The organism is Cytobacillus gottheilii, assembly GCF_900166665.1.
Classification (GTDB): domain Bacteria; phylum Bacillota; class Bacilli; order Bacillales; family Cytobacillaceae; genus Cytobacillus; species Cytobacillus gottheilii_A.
In genome coordinates, this window is the sequence record NZ_LT800494.1 from 539,022 (window position 1) to 555,882 (window position 16,861).

Consider the following 16,861-nt stretch of genomic DNA (forward strand, 5'->3'; position numbering starts at 1 on the left):
TCATTATGCGATAGAATAGGACGGACTCCGTTTTAGCTTTTAGATCTTAATGCTACAAAGAGACGATCTTAATATGAAGCTGTAAGAGTCCAGCCGGGTAAGGGAAGAGCCAAAAGATCTATTGGTTAGTTCAGCTAAAAAAACGTGTAAAAATGGAGAGAAGAAAATACGCCAGTATCTGCAAGATAGATAGTGTAAGTCCGGTTTCCTTCCTCCCCAAAACCTTATCAGAAAGTACTCATAGCACCGCAGGAGAACATTTGAGCAGCTGATGGTGTACAGCTAAGCCTATTCCTCGCCTTTGAGCTTGCTAATCGTCAAGTTTACTTAAACAACTGGAGAAGTGAATGACACAAACAGCTATTAATTCAATCTGCTGTTCTCATTGTCACTCCAATATGCTAAAAACGCCTGTGTCGGCAGTGGCTTGCTATAGTAAAACCCTTGAATCTCATCGCATTCCCATTCACGGAGACATTGCAGCTGTTCTGCTGTTTCGACGCCTTCTGCTGTGGCTTTGATGCCTAAATTTTTGGCTGCAGATACTAAGGACTGCACGATAGCTGTATGACTTTTATTGCCTGGCAGATCGCGAATAAAGGATTGATCGATTTTAATTCGATTTAACGGGAACTTAGATAAGAATGTTAAAGAGGTATAGCCAGTTCCAAAGTCATCCATGGTAACCTCAAGACCCAATTCTTTTAAAATACTGATCTTCATCTTTGTTAATTCGGTATTTTCAATTGCTAAGCTCTCGGTAATCTCAATATCTATTTTTTCTGCAGGGACGTTGAACTCTTCTAGGCTTTTCATTAAAAGTGGAATGAAATTAGGATCAATAAATTGTTTAGGCGAAATGTTGATCGATAATTGAAAGTCGATAGGCGCTTCATTTGCCCATTGGTTATATTGACGTAAGGCTTCGCGTATAATCCAATTGCCCAGCTGAATGATTAAGTTTGTTTCCTCTGCTAAAGGGATAAAATCCCCAGGGCTGACAAATCCTTTTGTCGGATGCTGCCACCGTATTAACGCTTCAGCCCCAATTACCTTTGCACCTTTAGCACTGTGCTTAGGTTGGTAATAGAGTTCAAATTGTTCTTCTTCAATTGCAATCTTTAATTCTTCAGACATGGTAATTTTAGAAATCATATCAATCTCCAGAGATTCTTTGTACTCTGAATAGTGATTCCGGCCGGCTCTTTTGGCAGCATACATGGCCATGTCGGCATGTTTGATTAGGGTATCATAGACTTGCCCATCTTTCGGATAATAAGAAATCCCGATGCTTAACGTGATTTCTTTATATTGTCCTTCTATTTCAAAAGGCATCTTCATGGCCAGCTGAATATCTTCTGCTATCTCTTTTACTTCCTTATCCGAATTTACCTCTGTTAAGCAGACCAAAAATTCATCGCCGCCAAGTCTGGCAATGAGCCCGCGCTTCTTAACCGTCTGTTTCAACCTCATTGTAATAAGCTTCAATAACGTATCGCCAGCAGCATGACCAAGGTGATCGTTGATGTCTTTAAACAAGTCCACATCTATTAGAATTGTTGCAAAAAATGCGTTTCTGCTGATTTGATTTTTAACTTCGTTTTCAATTGCCCGCCGATTCAGAAGCCCGGTAAGTTCATCATGATAAGCCAAGTAGTTTATCTTTTTTTGAATTTTATTTTGTTCAGTTATATCCTGGGCAATCGCATAGATTCCTGTTATAGAGTCATTGACTTTGATTTGTGTCGCGGTCACTTTCAGATTGACCACTTCTTTATGTTTAGTCAGAATAAAGGTCTCGAAACAAACGCTGCTTCCTTTCAGTGTCTCATAAATAAAACTTTTTAATTTCTCCGTTTCATCTCTATATAACAAGTCCGCTATTTTTAACTGCAGGATTTCCTCTAACGTGTAGCCTGTTAAATGAGGGACAGACGGATTGACTTCTTTAAAATTCCCTTCCAGATCTAAAATAAAAATTGCGTCTGGGTTATATTGAAACAAGGAACGATACTGCTGTTCATTTATATTTAATTTCATATTCTGATTTTCTACCAAGCGGTGCTGATAGATTAGCTGATTTTCAATATAGTTAATCGTAATGATGAATAAGACCAGCAGACTGATTAAAGAGATAATCGTCATAGTGAAGTTTAAATCATGCACCAGACCCTCGATAAATACATAAAGAGTTGAAGCAAAAGAAATGCTGAATACGGTAAAAAAAACTGAACTTTTTGTGTATGTATTGCTGCGGTTTATCATAAAACGATCGATATGAAGATGTTCAAAAATTCGTGCCAGATTATAAATGGCAGAAGTTAAGATGACAACTATATAAGTCATATGCTCAGCAGATACTTGAATCGAGATTGAGTAAACACTTTCCAGCAGATACACAATGTAAAAAAGAATGAAGAGAGCGATCCCCCCGCTTAAGACTAAATAGGGAAGGACTCCCTTCTTTTTATTGGTATCAGCCTTAGATGGCTTTACGGCAATTTTTCCAATCAAATTCAAGAGCAGAAAACTAATGAAACAAAATAATACTGTATAAAAACTGGTTTTTAAAGTAAGAAAAAAACTGGTGCCTGAAAGCTTTAGCAGTTTTATATTTAAAAGAGTGATGTAAGGGATAATCGAAATAATAAAGCCGGATAGCGCTGCTAAAAACAAAGTATACAAGACCTCTGGCATTTTCTTTCCCGCACTTGTTTTGGTCAAATGCATATTTAAATTCAGCAAAGACACACAAATCACCGAACACACGACCAAATACAATATAAGACTCACCATAGACTTTCCTCCTATTCTTAGATGATCCATAAGTCCTATTATTCAATTTAGATTATATATTATTTTGGAGGAGCTTGGTAATTCAGGTGCTTAAGAATCTTTCACTGCTAGAATATTGGCATGACTCGTAAAGCATGAGGGGAATGGGAGGGTAGCGAAAGATACATAATAAATCCACATACAATCCTAATCCTCCTATTTGCCTGTCAATTTGAATACTTATTCTCCCCTATACTGTGTTCTATGATCTATATGAACGAAGGTTTCTCAAAAAAAAGAAACTTAATCCTGGGATCAACCGGTCCGCCTCATTTGTTCCTCCTATCCGTATAAAGAAAATTACACGAACTAGCCCTCTGTTTAGACAAATTTTGACTATAATAAAACACTTTTATCGAGTGATTCTGATTTTTTTGTTCATTTTTTTGAAAAAAATATAGAAAATGAACAAGAATGGTTGTACAATAACAAGTATCTAAAAAAGTGGGTGTAGAAATGAATACGGACGGATTGAAAATAATAAGAGAATTGAAAAAGAACCAATCGTTAACACAGAGAGATATTTCTGCGTTATGTGATTTCTCATTAGGGAAAACAAATAAACTATTTACCTTATTAATGAAGGAAGACTTATTAATGAAAACCTCAACTGGTTATTCGTTAAGCGCAAAGGCACACGAAGTAATGGAAGATTATCTTGTGGATAATGCCATAATTCTGGCTGCCGGGTTTGGATCGCGTTTTGTTCCTTTAACCTATGAGACGCCTAAAGGCTTGTTGGAGGTGTGCGGCGAGAGAATGATTGAGAGGCAGATCCAGCAATTATTAGAAATGTCCATTACGGATATTACGATTGTTGTTGGTTATCTAAAGGAGAAATTTGACTATCTCATTGATAAGTATGGTGTTAAGCTGATCTACAATGCTGAATACGATACGAAAAATAATTTATCTACTCTTTATCATGTTCGTCACTTACTAAAGAATACCTATATTCTATCAAGCGATAATTACATGACGAAAAACTTGTTTAATACCTATGAGCTTCATAGCTGGTACACTGCTGTTAAGACAGAAGGGGAAACAGCTGAGTGGTGTCTGACAACCGATCAAAAAGATAAAATCAAAAAGATCGAAGTAGGCGGAGTAGATTCGTGGCATATGTATGGTCCCGTCTTTTTCTCTAAGAAGTTCTCTGAAAAGATCGTTCCTTTGCTGGAACAAACATATGCGCAGCCAGGTACGGAGGATTTTTATTGGGAGGATGTGTTAAAACAAAATCTCAATGTTTTAGAAATGTATGTCAATCGCCAGCCGGAAGATACCGTTTATGAATTTGAAAGCTTTGAAGAATTAAGAGAGTTTGATGCAACATATCGAGATCACTCTAAAAACCAAGTGCTGTCGTTAATTGGATCGATCTTTAACATTCGTGAAGAGGAAATTAAGGGAATTCAGCCGTTAAAGCTGGGCATGACAAATAAGTCTTTCCTATTTGGTGTAAATGACCGTAAATATATCTGTCGCCTGCCGGGTGAAGGAACAGAGAAGCTAATCAATAGAGAAGAAGAGCACCGGAGTATCGAGGCGGTCATTCCTCTAAATATTACTGAAAACATTGTATACATGGATGCCAATAGCGGGATCAAAATTTCAGAGTTTGAAACAGATGCAAGAAGCTTAGATATAAGCAGTGATTTAGAGTTATTCAGCAGCATGAAGACGCTTCACAAACTACATCATAGTGACATAACAGTATCTCATCATTTTGATATCGAGAAAAATATTCAATATTATGAAGAGCTCTGCAATAAAAATAATGCTAATTTATTTGAGGATTATCTTTCTGTAAGAACGAAAATGGATGAATTGATCACCATCCTAAACAAGCTGGATCTTCCATCAGCATTTAGTCATATTGATCCTCATTTAGATAACTTTTTAGTGCTGCCAAATGGAGATTTAAAGCTTATTGATTGGGAATATGCGGGCATGTGTGATCCGGTGATCGATCTTTCGATGTTTGCTCTATATGGTCATCTGGATCATGAGCAGCTAGAAAAAATAATGGACTTTTACTTTGATGGCAGCCCAACAAATGACGAACGTTTAAGAGTGTATATTTATATGGCACTGGGTGGCTTTTTATGGGCCATGTGGGCTCAGTACAAACAAGCGCTTGGGGTTAAATTTGGGGATTATACACTAAATATGTATCGCTATGCAAAAAATTACTATAAAAAAAGTATGGGTATTTTGACGGAGGATCAAACGTATGAATTTGCCAAAAAGTAAAAAGGGTCAGATCGATTGGACATTAACGCTAGCACCATTATTGATTATCATTGTTTTATCCTTTTTGTTATTTATGTTCCCAGAGGTTAGCGGGAGTGCAATCGAATATTTGAGAAGTATTTTTGTAGGGGATTTCGGTTCCTTTTATATGATTTTTGGTCTTGGTGTGTTCTTAGTAGCTGTCTGGTTAGCATTTTCTCGCTATGGGCACATAAAGCTTGGGGCAATTGAGAAACCTCGCTTTAATAATTTTGCATGGGGAGCAATGATTTTTACATCTACAATGGCAGCGGATATCCTTTATTGGTCTTTAATTGAATGGGCCTATTATTTTGGAGCTTCTCCATTTGGTATTGAGGACTTAAGTCAGGCACAAAGACAGGATTTCGCATCAACTTATCCTTTATTTCACTGGGGTCCCATCCCTTGGAGTTTTTATATCCTGCCAGCTGTCGCATATGGGTATATGATGTTTGTGAAAAAGCGGAAGAGACAAACGCTTTCGGAAGCGTGTCGTTCGACGATTGGAAAGCATGCTGATGGAGCTTTAGGGAAAGCGATTGATATCTTTTCTATTGTTGGTTTACTTGCAGGAACCGCTACTACGTTCTCTCTTGCAACACCGTTATTATCGTTAGTCGTTTCGACAACTCTTGGAATTCCGCAAAGTACGGCTCTAACCATTTTAATTCTAGCGATTATTGCACTTGTATACACGATTGCTGTTACATTAGGGTTAAAAGGGATTTCTAAGCTTGCAAACCTTTGTGTCATTATCTTCTTAGCTTTAATTGCCATTTTCTTATTCTTTGGTCCAACTAGGTATATGATTGAAAGTGGAATTACAGGCGTCGGAAAACTAGTAAATGATTTCTTTAGTATGGCAACATGGATGGACCCCCTTCGAGTATCTGGAGAAGGAGGCTCTGGATTCCCGCAAGACTGGACGGTATTCTACTGGGCATATTGGATTGCTTGGTTTGTGGCCACTCCATTCTTCATCGGGAAAATTTCTGAAGGAAGAACGATTAAACAAACAATTATTGGCGGGTTTACTTGTGGATTATTAGGAACATTTACTTCTTTTATTGTGTTTGGAAACTTTGGACTTTTTCAGCAAACACAAGGAAACGTGGACGCTGCGGGAATGCTGGCAGCGGGATCTTCTCCTTCAGAAGTCATTATTCAGATTTTCCAGCAGCTTCCTGTCAGCGGCATTGCACTAGTTTTATTAGCAATTGCCATGGTGGCATTCTATGCAAGTACGTTTGACGCGATTACACTTGTAGTGGCAGAATACTCATTGAAAAAGTTAGAACCTGGGCAAGAACCACCGAAGTACATAAGAGTATTTTGGGCATTAATTTTTATCATTCTTCCTATCGCGCTAATTTTTAATGAGACGACACTAAGTATGCTTCAGACTATATCGATTGTGGCAGCCTTTCCGTTAGCCATTATCATGGGAATCATTATATTCAGTTTCTTAAAAGACCTGAGAAATGATACGAAAATAGAGAATAAAAAATCGACTTAATATTCTCTCTTGATCTTCATGGGAGCAGGATCACCGAGGGTGTTCTTCTTGATAGGTTTCGTGAACTATTTTGGTTCTAACTGAATATGGAAAGTAAAAAACGCTCAGATTTTTCTGGGCGTTTTTTGGTATGCTATTTAATTCCGACAGTTTCATTCGTTTTTCTCCTGAATGCTCACTTGCCTCGCAATATTTTTATTCATTAACATTTAGCATCTTAATGAATTCTATGACTTTTTCATCATCGCCTGGGTCCACATATACAAGCTCTGCATTCTTAATAATATCCTCTGTGTACTTTTTCATAAAGTTTTCCTCTGTCTGAGCAGGACTGGCCCAGTGAGAAGGTACATTGTAAACGTTGATCGTCCCATTGCCGTTACTGCTGTAAGTTACGGAGCCATCAACAGAGCGGGAACCCTCTAATGTCACAACATCTTTTGGATAATTCGCACTAGTCTCATCGTGTATATTTACTGGTTCGCCGGCTGGAATATGACGAACATATAATTCATCTATCTTTTGATTTGGTCCAAGCTGCAGCCATATTCTAGCATATTCAATCTGTTCGCTGGAATATTGTGATAGGGTCTGATGGCTGTCTTCTGTCTCATCGTCAACTGAAGTGCTATCTTCAGAAGAGCTGTTATTTGAACCGTTAGTTTGAATGGCTTTTTCAGTAGAATTTTCATCTGAGTCCTTACTGTCAGCCTCCTCTAATTCGTTTGTAGAAGGGTTTTCGTCTGTTTCGGTGGTAACTTCTTCTGTTGATTCTGAGTCTGAACTATTTTCCATCGAATCAGCTGCTGCGGACTCCATGCTATTTTTTTCGTTGTCAGTACATCCTGCTAGCAGCAGCACAAGTGTCAAAAAAGCAAAGGTGATATAAAGACTTGTTAGCTTATTCATTCGCAAAACATTCCTTTCATTTGAAAACTATGAGTGAGAAGACTATTATTCTCTCATCAAGTTCTTATGCATTCATTCTAGTGCAATTCTTTCATATACTATATTACTAATTTAACATAAAACTTCCAACTGCTTTTAAAAATGGCTGTCTTCGCAAAGTAATTTGCTTTTCCTCAAATGAAAGAAACTCTTACTTCAGAGTACTCGCTTTTCAGCGGAAAGGGAGGTGAGCAACCTCTTAGCCACTCTCCTGCTAGCACTTTTAAGGACTGAAATGGAAAGATAGAAATATAGGCTGAAGTATAACCGCTAACTTAGATTCCTATACTTTTTACAATTTTTAATGATTGATTATGGTATTGAGGGGGGGAGTACAATACCTGTTTTATCTTGCTGACTGGATTCTTGATGAAGAAGGAGTGATTAGAAAATGAGCAGTAGTCCGTGAATGCAAATGTCTTCTAAATCCTAATAATAACTAGAAAACCGCCCTCCATATTTAGGAGGACGGTTTAGCATTAGTTCTGCTTTGAATCTAACACACTCCTGCCCCAAACCCCAGCTCGTTTATGTACAACGACAATAACAGCTGCAGTTAGGAGAAGCACAATCGGTGTCACCCACGGCAATCCGGAGAAGGCGAGGATTGGTGCAAAGGTGATAATGGCCACCTCTACCGGTACCATACCGATATAGGCGAGGGCGTAGTCATCAATGGTCTTGCTTTTTAGCTCAGGATCAACGATGCGCAATAAAGCTAGGCCCATTGCGACAGTTCCTGTACTCCATCCCCAGCCAAACAATGATTTCTCAAACCAATAATTCTTGAAAATATTCGGTCCAAGGAAACGGAACATAAGGTAAGCCCAAATAATTCCGAAAACAAAGAGTAAAATCAGCGGAACAGCATAATCAAGAACGACCGTTAAATTAATCGAAGCAATACCGCTCACGACTAGATAATCTGTCGCACTTCCGCCAATTCGATCCATCACCCGCTGGTCGATATAGAAATCTGCTTTTGTTTTTCGCATCACAAATTGGAAAAAGAGACCGACAACAAAAGCGACACTTAGCAATGGAATGGAAATCGCCGGAATGAGTTCGCCCAGCCAGTTTGTGAGCCAGTAAGCCGCACCCACGACAAAGAACATGATCGAAATATGCAGAACTAAAGGATCAATAGCACTTGGAGAAAAGGTTTCTGTACCCATATGTACGCGTTTAGAAGCGGGGATTAGCCCTGTACGCAGCTCTGTTGGAAGGTCTTTGAAGCTGGATATAAATTGTGTATGTCCTTTTTGTGTTCCTCTTTTAACAAGAAAAAGTCCGCCGATTACAGCGACTAAAAGTCCGATCGTGGCCGATGTCATGCCAAGAGTCATGGCATCATCCCAGCCATATTGTGCAAATCCATCACCAATGGCTGCAGCTGTTCCATGTCCGCCAACAAAGCCAGCTCCTAAAATAATTCCAAATCCGCTAGGCAAGTCCTGGAACACTTGATTAATGACCACAAGGCCAAATAGTGCACCGCCGCCCCACATTAATGTGGTTAGGAGCATGGAGAACGACCACATTTCTCTGACTCGATGAATAATCTCTCTGATTTGTACTTTCGCTGCTCCAATAGGAATAGCTGCAAAAATAAATGCGATCAACAACCCTGGATAAGACGAAAATTGATCTGAAAATGGCAGCAGATCAGCACCGAATGGACCAAGAGCTAGTCCGATAAATCCGCCGATAATACTCGCCGGCAGGAATAAAGCCTGCAGGAACTTAACCTTTGCCCTTAAAATTGTCCCAAGTAAAATCAACCCGGACATCAAGCTGAAATCAACTAAAAAACCCCAAATTGTGAATTCTGTCAAACTGACTCCCCCTTTTATGTAAACTAATTGCACTTTTAAGTATACATTATTTTATTCGGGGAGCACAGCGGACCTGCGGAAAAAACCGAAAAACAAGGGATTATGTCGAGGTTTAGCTATTTCTATAGTAGACGCATAACATCTGTAAGTAGAAGATGGGGTTTATTGTTGTGACATATTTTCTATTGGATTTCTTCGTCATGAAGCTTTAATGCAAAAGTTTGTGTGAGCAAATAAAAAACAGTACAGCAAAAGCTGTACTGTAATAAAGTAAATCTGATCTAGGATAAGCCCATAATAGATAAGAATGAGGAAGCAATAAAAAGGAAATGATTTTAGAACTTCGTTGGGTGATAAGAGTAGCTATGTAACTACTAGTTATGTAATTAGTTGGTTGCTTAATTAGTAGACAAAACTATTTATAATCTTCTCTTTTTCCCGCAGCGTACACATGTATCTGTATAATAACTAAACTTATGCTTTCGTTGGAATAAACACATAATCGCTTTAATACTCATTTGTCAATCTCCTTTTTAATTAATTTTCCATACAAATGACTCATGTTTTTTCTATATATAGGATATTAATTAACATTATACACCATAAGTTCTTTAAAAAGAACAAAAAAGTTTTAAATTTAGAAAAATTTTAAAATGAGTATTTTATTTCGTGTGAAATTTTTCCTATCATCTATTTCCTCCGCAGTAGAGTGTCCTCCTAAGATAGTCATCAAATCAAACAAAAAAAACGAACCATCAGACAGCAATTAGCTGCTAATGGTTCGGGGGAGTTAGAAACTATAATCTTATTTTCTCAGTTTTTTCTTTTGGTCATTTTGTTTGTACTTTCAGAAAGAATTAAGTACTACTACTCCTCTGTCATCGTCCTTTCAGGACTTGCCAATCGGCAAGTTTTCTTTATACTACAAAAAAATAAATGAGCAGCGCGGAAGAGGGTTCTGCGTAGTGTCTCATTTTAGGAATGTAGTATAAGTGCAACTAAGCCTCTGTCTGCGTCCTTTCAGGACTTGCCAATCGGCAAGTTTTCTTTATACTACAAAAAAATAAATGAGCAGCGCGGAAGAGGGTTCGGCGTAGTGTCTCATTTTAGGAATGTAGTATAAGTGCAACTAAGCCTTGTCATCGTCCTTTCAGGACTTGCCAATCGGCAAGTTTTCTTTATACTACAAAAAAATAAATGAGCAGCGCGGAAGAGGGTTCGGCGTAGTGTCTCATTTTAGGAATGTAGTATAAGTGCAACTAAGCCTCTGTCATCGTCCTTTCAGGACTTGCCAATCGGCAAGTTTTCTTTATACCAAGTGTTAATGCCGATGATGGAGAGAAATTCGTTTATTTTCATAAAAGATTCATCACGGTAGTTATCTACAATTGTCATTTCCGTGATATAGGCGATTTTCTTTTTGCACGTATCTTGTTCGGAATTCTCCACTCCAGCTAAGAGCTGGTCCAGCGAAGGTATGTCTTCTTCACATGTGTAAATAACTGCTTCTCCAACTTTCAATGATGCATTTCTAAAGTAGAATGAAAAAATGATGGCACACTCATGATCAACAAACCTTGGTTCGACCTTCATATCAAGTTCCATACCGTTCATCCTCCTTGCACCTTATTAGAATAACAATATCAGATAATATAAAAGCTCATAATGAGGATGACAGCTATTCTAAGCAGTATTTAGATTATTATTGGTGTGAAAATGTTGTTTTTTATTTATAATTATAACTATAAGCATAATGATGTATTTTTAGTAAGTTTGCTTTAATGGTCGTTGTTCTTCTAACTTCTTTAATAATGATAAATGGCTGGATTCATAAACGAGAAAGGTCATTTCTTATTGTCCTGCTAATCTTGAATCAATGAATATTAGCAGAACGGGTAAAAAGGGGAATTGTGTAAAATGGAGAATAGGTAATTATGAGAGAAATTAGAGCGGGCTAAGTTTATATTAGGTTAGCACAATAATCAATAACACAGAAGATGGTTATATATGTTTAGCACGGCGTTCATGACGTATTTGTGACTAGTTCCTAAAGGGTGATTAAATAAAGGCTAACTCAAACCTTAAAAACTGAACACAAAAAGAAAGCACTTCATTAGAAGTGCTAGCATGGAGATTATAAAGGTTGGTCAAAAATTAAAAAATAGTAGGTAGTTCTTGAGTAGATACACCGCCATCATTACTGCTTGCTGAAGCTGACATACCTGCTGCTCCGAAAATAATGGCGAAGGCCGCAAAACAGATTACTAACTTCTTTTTCATGATAATTCCTCCAATTCAAATTTAATTGTAGAATAATTGTGTATCTCTTTTATTATTAAAACATAAATCAATATTTCAGTAATCTCCTAAATTTGGACAATATAAATAGATATTGTGGATTATCTTTAAATTTCCGTGGTTAGAGGATTAGAAATATAATTCTAGGCATATTTTTATGTGGGGTGAGGGAATGAACTTTTCCGCTATTGGAAGCAGGATCAAAGAACTGCGAAAGGCGTTGAAGCTTTCGCAGGTAGAGTTAGCGAAAGATATTTGCACACAAGCACAAATCAGTAAGATTGAAAAAGGAGATGTATTTCCTTATGCATCAACTTTATACTTGATTTCGCAAAGGCTTGGTGTAGATGTTAACTACTTCTTTGATATCGGAACGACACCAAGATTAGATTATGTTCAGGAGGTTGTTCGGCAGCTGACAAGAACCAGAAGGAATTCAGACTATCTTGGAATGGATGAGATTGTTAAAGCAGAAGAGAAGAATCCTCTTTTCAGGCAAAATAATAAAAATTATCAAGTATTATTATGGCATAAAGGAATCAGTACGTATATGCTCCATAAGGACGTAAATCGTTCCATCGAGATTCTGACCCAAGCAATTTCAATTACTCATGTACTAGATAAGATTTGGTCGGAGCGGGAAATTGAGGTATTACTGAGCATGGGATCTGTTTACTTTGAAGAGAAGGAATATGAAAAAGCACTCGAGGTAAACTTCCGGGCAAAGCAATATATACATCAGCTTCCTTTTTTGCAGGATAATACGCTGTTTTGCCGGCTTTATTATAATGTAGCAAGGTCATTAACAAGGGTAGGGAGATTCAGTGAGTCTATCGAGTATTGCAGAGAGGGAATTAAATGGTGTATTGAAAAAGATAATCTTTATTTGTTGGGAGAGCTTCATTATCATATAGGCTACAACTTAGAGATTCAAGGTTTAAATAAAGAAGCGGCACAATATATGGAAAAGTCATTAGCGATCTTTGAATTACAGGAGGATAAGAAATATATTACCTATATTAAAGGGAAAATTGGCAGTTTATAATCTCTTTTACAAAGCTAAAAGAGAAGTGATTTAACAAAGATAACCCGAACAATTAGAACTTGATATCCTTATCTGTCTAATCGCTCGGGTCTTATCTGTTTCATTCAATTCTATTTTTTAAAGCCATCGGTACAATTTCTTCATTATGTTACTATCCTAAAAGTCAAAGTGTGAAAAGGAGGAGTTCATTATAGTTCAAGATGTTCTTTTAATTCATTTTGCACTCTTAATTGTTCTTCCTCTGGAACAATTAAGTACCAAATTTTGTTGATGGTTTGTCCTGTCCCGCTGATGGACATCTGTTCAATGGTTCCAGCGGCACTTCTGTAATTCCGTTGAATATCAATCATTTGATCAAACGTAAGATTGGTTCTTACATTTTTGCCTAATGCTTCGAATATATCACTGAAATTTGTCAGGGAGTTAAAGCTCAGGCCTTTTTTTATGACTCCTTGTACGACTTGACGCTGGCGATCCTGTCTTCCAAAGTCTCCTTTAGAATCTTGTTTTCTCATTTGTACAAAAGCTAAAGCTTCATCCCCATTAAGAGCATTCGATCCCTCGTTGAAGTCGTACCCTCCTTGAGCAAATGAAAGAGAGCTATTTACATTAATCCCGCCAACAGCATCCACAATATCTTTGAAGCCTTGCATATTCACTTTAATATAATAATCAAGCGGGATATCCAAGAAGTTTTCTACGGTAGCCATGGCCATTTCCTCATTGCCAAAAGCATAAGCATGATTGATTTTGTCATCAAATCCTCTGCCAATGATTTCAGTTCTTGTATCTCGAGGAATACTTAACATCTTAATCGTATTTGTATGAGGATTAACTGTAAGAACAATCATTGTATCTGATCGGCCCTTATCTCCCTCACGTTCATCCACACCTAACATCAAAACGGAAAACGGATCTTGTTTCTCCAATGTTATTTCTTGTGGCCTTTTTTCCGTTTTATGCTTAACAGGCTGATGCATCGTTTCAACAGCGTTTGTTAACGATTGATAAACTGTAAATGCATATGCCCCCGCAGCTACCAAAAGAATAACAACAATTAAACCAGTGATTTTTAACCATTTAGGTCTTTTCTTTTTAACTCTGGAATCTTTCATAAGATTTTCCTCCATACTTTGTACAAACTATGTTATAGGATACCAAATTCTGAGCAAAATTAACATAAAAATCTAGGTAGAAATAATTAGGGAAAAATTAATGAACCAAAAGGAGGGTGAAAAATGGTCACTTAAAAAAGTGACACGCTTTGTCTATGCGAGATCGGAAAGAGGGATCTGCTCTTCAGCAAAATGATGACCAGAACAGTAGAGAATCTCTAACCGTTCTGGTCATTTGATTGCCTTGACAATTTTTATAAACCGGGCTGTTTCATTCCATTTGCCGTGAGCAATTTGGTTCAGCAGAATTCATCTATATGGTGATATTCAGTTATGTCACAGCCCATTTTCTTTTTATGATATTTGCTTACTGGTCCACCATCTAAAATGAACAGGCAAGTTATTTCAAAAAGTTTCTGACTCCATTATAGAGTCCCGTTACAATCTTAGTCTGATAGGAGCTGCTTGCAAGCTTTGCCCGTTCCTGTGCATTTGAAATAAATCCAAGTTCCACTAGAACAGATGGGGCTTCATTGTCTTTAATGACACGAAACTCTGCTGTTTTTACATTTCGATTGATTGCTCCTGTTACATTGATTAGCTCTTTTTGTATATTTCCTGCCAATTGTAGACTTTCTTTTGGAAGCTTCCCGCTTTTAGCATTATAGAATGTTTCAATTCCCTGTACGGTTGATGGGCCTGCATTCACATGAATACTAATAAAGGCATGCGGGTTAATTCCATTAGAGAATACGACACGATCATCCAGAGCAATAAATACATCGTTATTTCTTGTCATGTGTACCTTAGCACCGCGTTTGCGCAAGTAATCCTTCAGCTTTAGAGCAACTTCTAAGTTTATATCTTTTTCCCGAATTCCGCCGCCTATAGCTCCAGGGTCGGTACCGCCATGACCTGGATCGAGTACAATGACTTTTCCTTCAATATCTCTGGGAACAGGGATCCAAACACCGCTTGGCTCAAGGTAATACTCTTTGCCATGATCGTCAATCCATCCGGTTTTCATGGCGCCGCTTCGATCAGAATAGTACCAATTATGTCCATCCTTATACCATCCTGTCAGCATTTTTCCGCTGCTGTTTAAGTAGTACCAGGTGTTATTTAATTTGGTCCATCCAGTTTGCATAGCACCGCTTGAATTCAGGTAATACCAGCTATGATTAACAAGTGCCCATCCGGTTTTCATGATGCCGGTAGACTCTAACAGGTACCAATTTCTTCCGTCAAAAATCCACCCGGTTTGCATCGAGCTTTCATCATCAAAATAGTACCAATGATTGTTAGTTAAAAGCCATCCTTTTTGTAATATCCCATTTTCATGCGCATAATAGGTTTTGTCATTAAGTGTCATCCAGCCGTTGTTAACCAAATCGCCATTTTGCGAAAAGTAATAGTTGCTGCCGGCAATTTTGTTAAATCCAGTTACTGATGCCCCGGACGCTTGATAATATTCGGTCTTTCCATCTGTTTGAAGCCAGCCGGTATGCATTACGCCATCTGAATGTAAGTAATAGCTTTGACCACTTTCAGTTAATCGGCCTGTTTGCATCACACCATTGTGATTCGCAAAATACCATTTGTTATCTAATCGAAGCCAGCCGTCCGATAAGAAACCCTCATGTGAAAATAAAAAGGTCTTTGTGCCAATTTTCGTCTTTCCTATTGCTGCTTTGCCGGAAGACGTAAGGTACATTTCCTTTCCATTATATGATGTCCATTGGTCTGCCAGCATGACACCATTTTCGTTCAAAAAGTAATAATCGCTGTTGGCTTCTATTAAACCAGTAGCCTTTTTTCCTTCCAATAAATAAAACCAACTGGAACCGTCTTGAACCCAACCTAACTTTTTCACTCCGCTTGAATGGAAATAATAGTCTTGATCGGAAATGGTTTGCCATCCTGTTGCCATTTCACCACTTGTTCTTAAATAGTAGTCTGCACCAGAAAGGTTCAGCCACCCTGATTGCATGACACCGCTTTTGCTGAAGTAATACCAGTTGTCATTCAGGTATTTCCAGCCTGTGCTCATGGCTCCGGAAGATTCCAAGTAGTACCATGTACTACGTTCCTTTAGCCACCCTGATTGCATGATCCCGCTGTGGCTGAGGTAATACCATTTTCCATTCAGGTATTTCCAGCCTGTGCTCATGGCTCCTGAGGGCTCTAAGTAGTACCAGGAATTTTTCTCCTTCAGCCACCCGGTTTGCATGGCACCGTGTCTGCTGCTATCCAGGTAATACCATTTTCCATCTGTTTGAAGCCATCCAGTCACCTTTTGGCTATTCTGATAGTAGTACCATACCCCGTTTTCCATAGACCAGCCAGTGTCGTTTGCTTCAGCATGTTGAGATCCAATGCCTAAAGCTAAGCCAATTGATAAAATTAACCCTACAAGAATGAACGTGTATTTGTTTTTCAAAGTTGAGTAATCCTTTCAAAGTATCATTTTGTAAATACATGAAGCCTCTATATTAGGTGCGTTTTGAAAGTGCGTCTGGCCAGTAAACTATTAATACCTCCTTCTTCCAATTTTACTAGTAGTATCATAACCTTAATTGTCTATACTGTGAAGTGAAAAACGACATAAAATGACAGGAATCATTCATTAGATTGGCAGTAAGTTTTTCCAATTTTCGACTGAGCATCAACTGGCTTATATAATGTCTGGGTTTAGAGGAAACACAAATAAAACTTGTCAGCGGGCTAACCTCAACACCAAAGGATAGGGTAATTAAGTAATTCTTATAGCAGGTGAAGAAAAGTGTTGCCATCTCCACTCCTGGACACTCGCTTTCCGCTGGGCGGGTGCAGAGCCTGAGCAGGATTTCGCACTCTTTTGTTTTAATCTATTAAACGCTCCATTTAAAAACTTTCTTAAACACCAATTCCTCAGAAAAATGCCTTTCTGTATTACGAAAAAAAGTGCGGAACGAAACGAAAATAATATCTGCCGGCAGGAGTCGAGTGTCCT

General features: G+C 38.1%; 10 protein-coding genes. 3 read left to right on the forward strand and 7 right to left on the reverse strand.

Features of this window, described 5'->3' with window-relative positions; translation table 11 throughout:
* Window positions 1-363: 363 nt before the first annotated feature.
* Complete coding sequence (locus tag B7E07_RS02720) at window positions 364-2,796, reverse strand: EAL domain-containing protein (RefSeq protein WP_176215098.1); 2,433 nt, start codon at window positions 2,794-2,796, stop codon at window positions 364-366.
* A 495-nt stretch (window positions 2,797-3,291) separates the two neighbouring features.
* Here B7E07_RS02720 and B7E07_RS02725 point away from each other — a divergent pair, with 495 nt between their 5' ends.
* On the forward strand, window positions 3,292-5,091 hold the full coding sequence (locus tag B7E07_RS02725; protein WP_080843950.1) for a sugar phosphate nucleotidyltransferase: 1,800 nt from the start codon (window positions 3,292-3,294) through the stop codon (window positions 5,089-5,091).
* A complete protein-coding gene (locus B7E07_RS02730) occupies window positions 5,072-6,628 on the forward strand; it encodes a BCCT family transporter (protein WP_080843951.1) in 1,557 nt (518 codons plus the stop codon). Before B7E07_RS02725 ends, B7E07_RS02730 begins: the two co-directional genes overlap by 20 nt.
* A 195-nt stretch (window positions 6,629-6,823) precedes the next feature.
* Here the strand turns inward: B7E07_RS02730 and B7E07_RS02735 are convergent, their stop codons facing one another.
* The 4 genes from B7E07_RS02735 to B7E07_RS24335 all read right to left on the reverse strand — a co-directional run bounded on the left by B7E07_RS02735 (window position 6,824) and on the right by B7E07_RS24335 (window position 11,691).
* The gene (locus B7E07_RS02735; protein ID WP_080843952.1) at window positions 6,824-7,537 is read right to left on the reverse strand and encodes a hypothetical protein; all 714 of its coding nucleotides are present in this window, start codon (window positions 7,535-7,537) and stop codon (window positions 6,824-6,826) included.
* 518 nt (window positions 7,538-8,055) lie between these two features.
* Window positions 8,056-9,411 carry a sodium/glutamate symporter gene (locus B7E07_RS02740; RefSeq protein ID WP_080843953.1) on the reverse strand — a complete coding sequence of 452 codons (1,356 nt, stop codon included), beginning with the start codon at window positions 9,409-9,411 and terminating at the stop codon, window positions 8,056-8,058.
* 1,281 nt (window positions 9,412-10,692) lie between these two features.
* Entirely contained in the window at window positions 10,693-11,016 is a 324-nt protein-coding gene (locus B7E07_RS02745; RefSeq protein WP_080843954.1) for a hypothetical protein, read from the reverse strand.
* A gap of 549 nt (window positions 11,017-11,565) precedes the next feature.
* Window positions 11,566-11,691, reverse strand: a complete 126-nt coding sequence (locus tag B7E07_RS24335; RefSeq protein WP_257391382.1) for a hypothetical protein — start codon at window positions 11,689-11,691, stop codon at window positions 11,566-11,568.
* Between the two features lie 190 nt (window positions 11,692-11,881).
* On the opposite strand from B7E07_RS24335, the gene B7E07_RS02750 reads away from it, so the two are divergent.
* On the forward strand, window positions 11,882-12,754 hold the full coding sequence (locus tag B7E07_RS02750) for a helix-turn-helix domain-containing protein (RefSeq protein WP_080843955.1): 873 nt from the start codon (window positions 11,882-11,884) through the stop codon (window positions 12,752-12,754).
* A 188-nt stretch (window positions 12,755-12,942) separates the two neighbouring features.
* On the opposite strand, the gene tagU is transcribed toward B7E07_RS02750, so the two are convergent.
* A complete protein-coding gene (gene tagU / locus B7E07_RS02755) occupies window positions 12,943-13,869 on the reverse strand; it encodes a polyisoprenyl-teichoic acid--peptidoglycan teichoic acid transferase TagU (RefSeq protein WP_080843956.1) in 927 nt (308 codons plus the stop codon).
* Window positions 13,870-14,269: 400 nt separating this feature from the next.
* Complete coding sequence (locus B7E07_RS24340) at window positions 14,270-16,309, reverse strand: N-acetylmuramoyl-L-alanine amidase (protein ID WP_080843957.1); 2,040 nt, start codon at window positions 16,307-16,309, stop codon at window positions 14,270-14,272.
* Window positions 16,310-16,861: the final 552 nt, after the last annotated feature.

Coding starts and splice junctions, on each gene's coding strand:
- B7E07_RS02745 (WP_080843954.1), bottom strand. CDS start 11,016: ATGGAACTTGATATGAAGGTCGAACCAAGGTTTGTTGATCATGAGTGT.
- tagU (WP_080843956.1), bottom strand. CDS start 13,869: ATGAAAGATTCCAGAGTTAAAAAGAAAAGACCTAAATGGTTAAAAATC.
- B7E07_RS02720 (WP_176215098.1), bottom strand. CDS start 2,796: ATGGTGAGTCTTATATTGTATTTGGTCGTGTGTTCGGTGATTTGTGTG.
- B7E07_RS02725 (WP_080843950.1), top strand. CDS start 3,292: ATGAATACGGACGGATTGAAAATAATAAGAGAATTGAAAAAGAACCAA.
- B7E07_RS02730 (WP_080843951.1), top strand. CDS start 5,072: ATGAATTTGCCAAAAAGTAAAAAGGGTCAGATCGATTGGACATTAACG.
- B7E07_RS02735 (WP_080843952.1), bottom strand. CDS start 7,537: ATGAATAAGCTAACAAGTCTTTATATCACCTTTGCTTTTTTGACACTT.
- B7E07_RS02750 (WP_080843955.1), top strand. CDS start 11,882: ATGAACTTTTCCGCTATTGGAAGCAGGATCAAAGAACTGCGAAAGGCG.
- B7E07_RS24335 (WP_257391382.1), bottom strand. CDS start 11,691: ATGAAAAAGAAGTTAGTAATCTGTTTTGCGGCCTTCGCCATTATTTTC.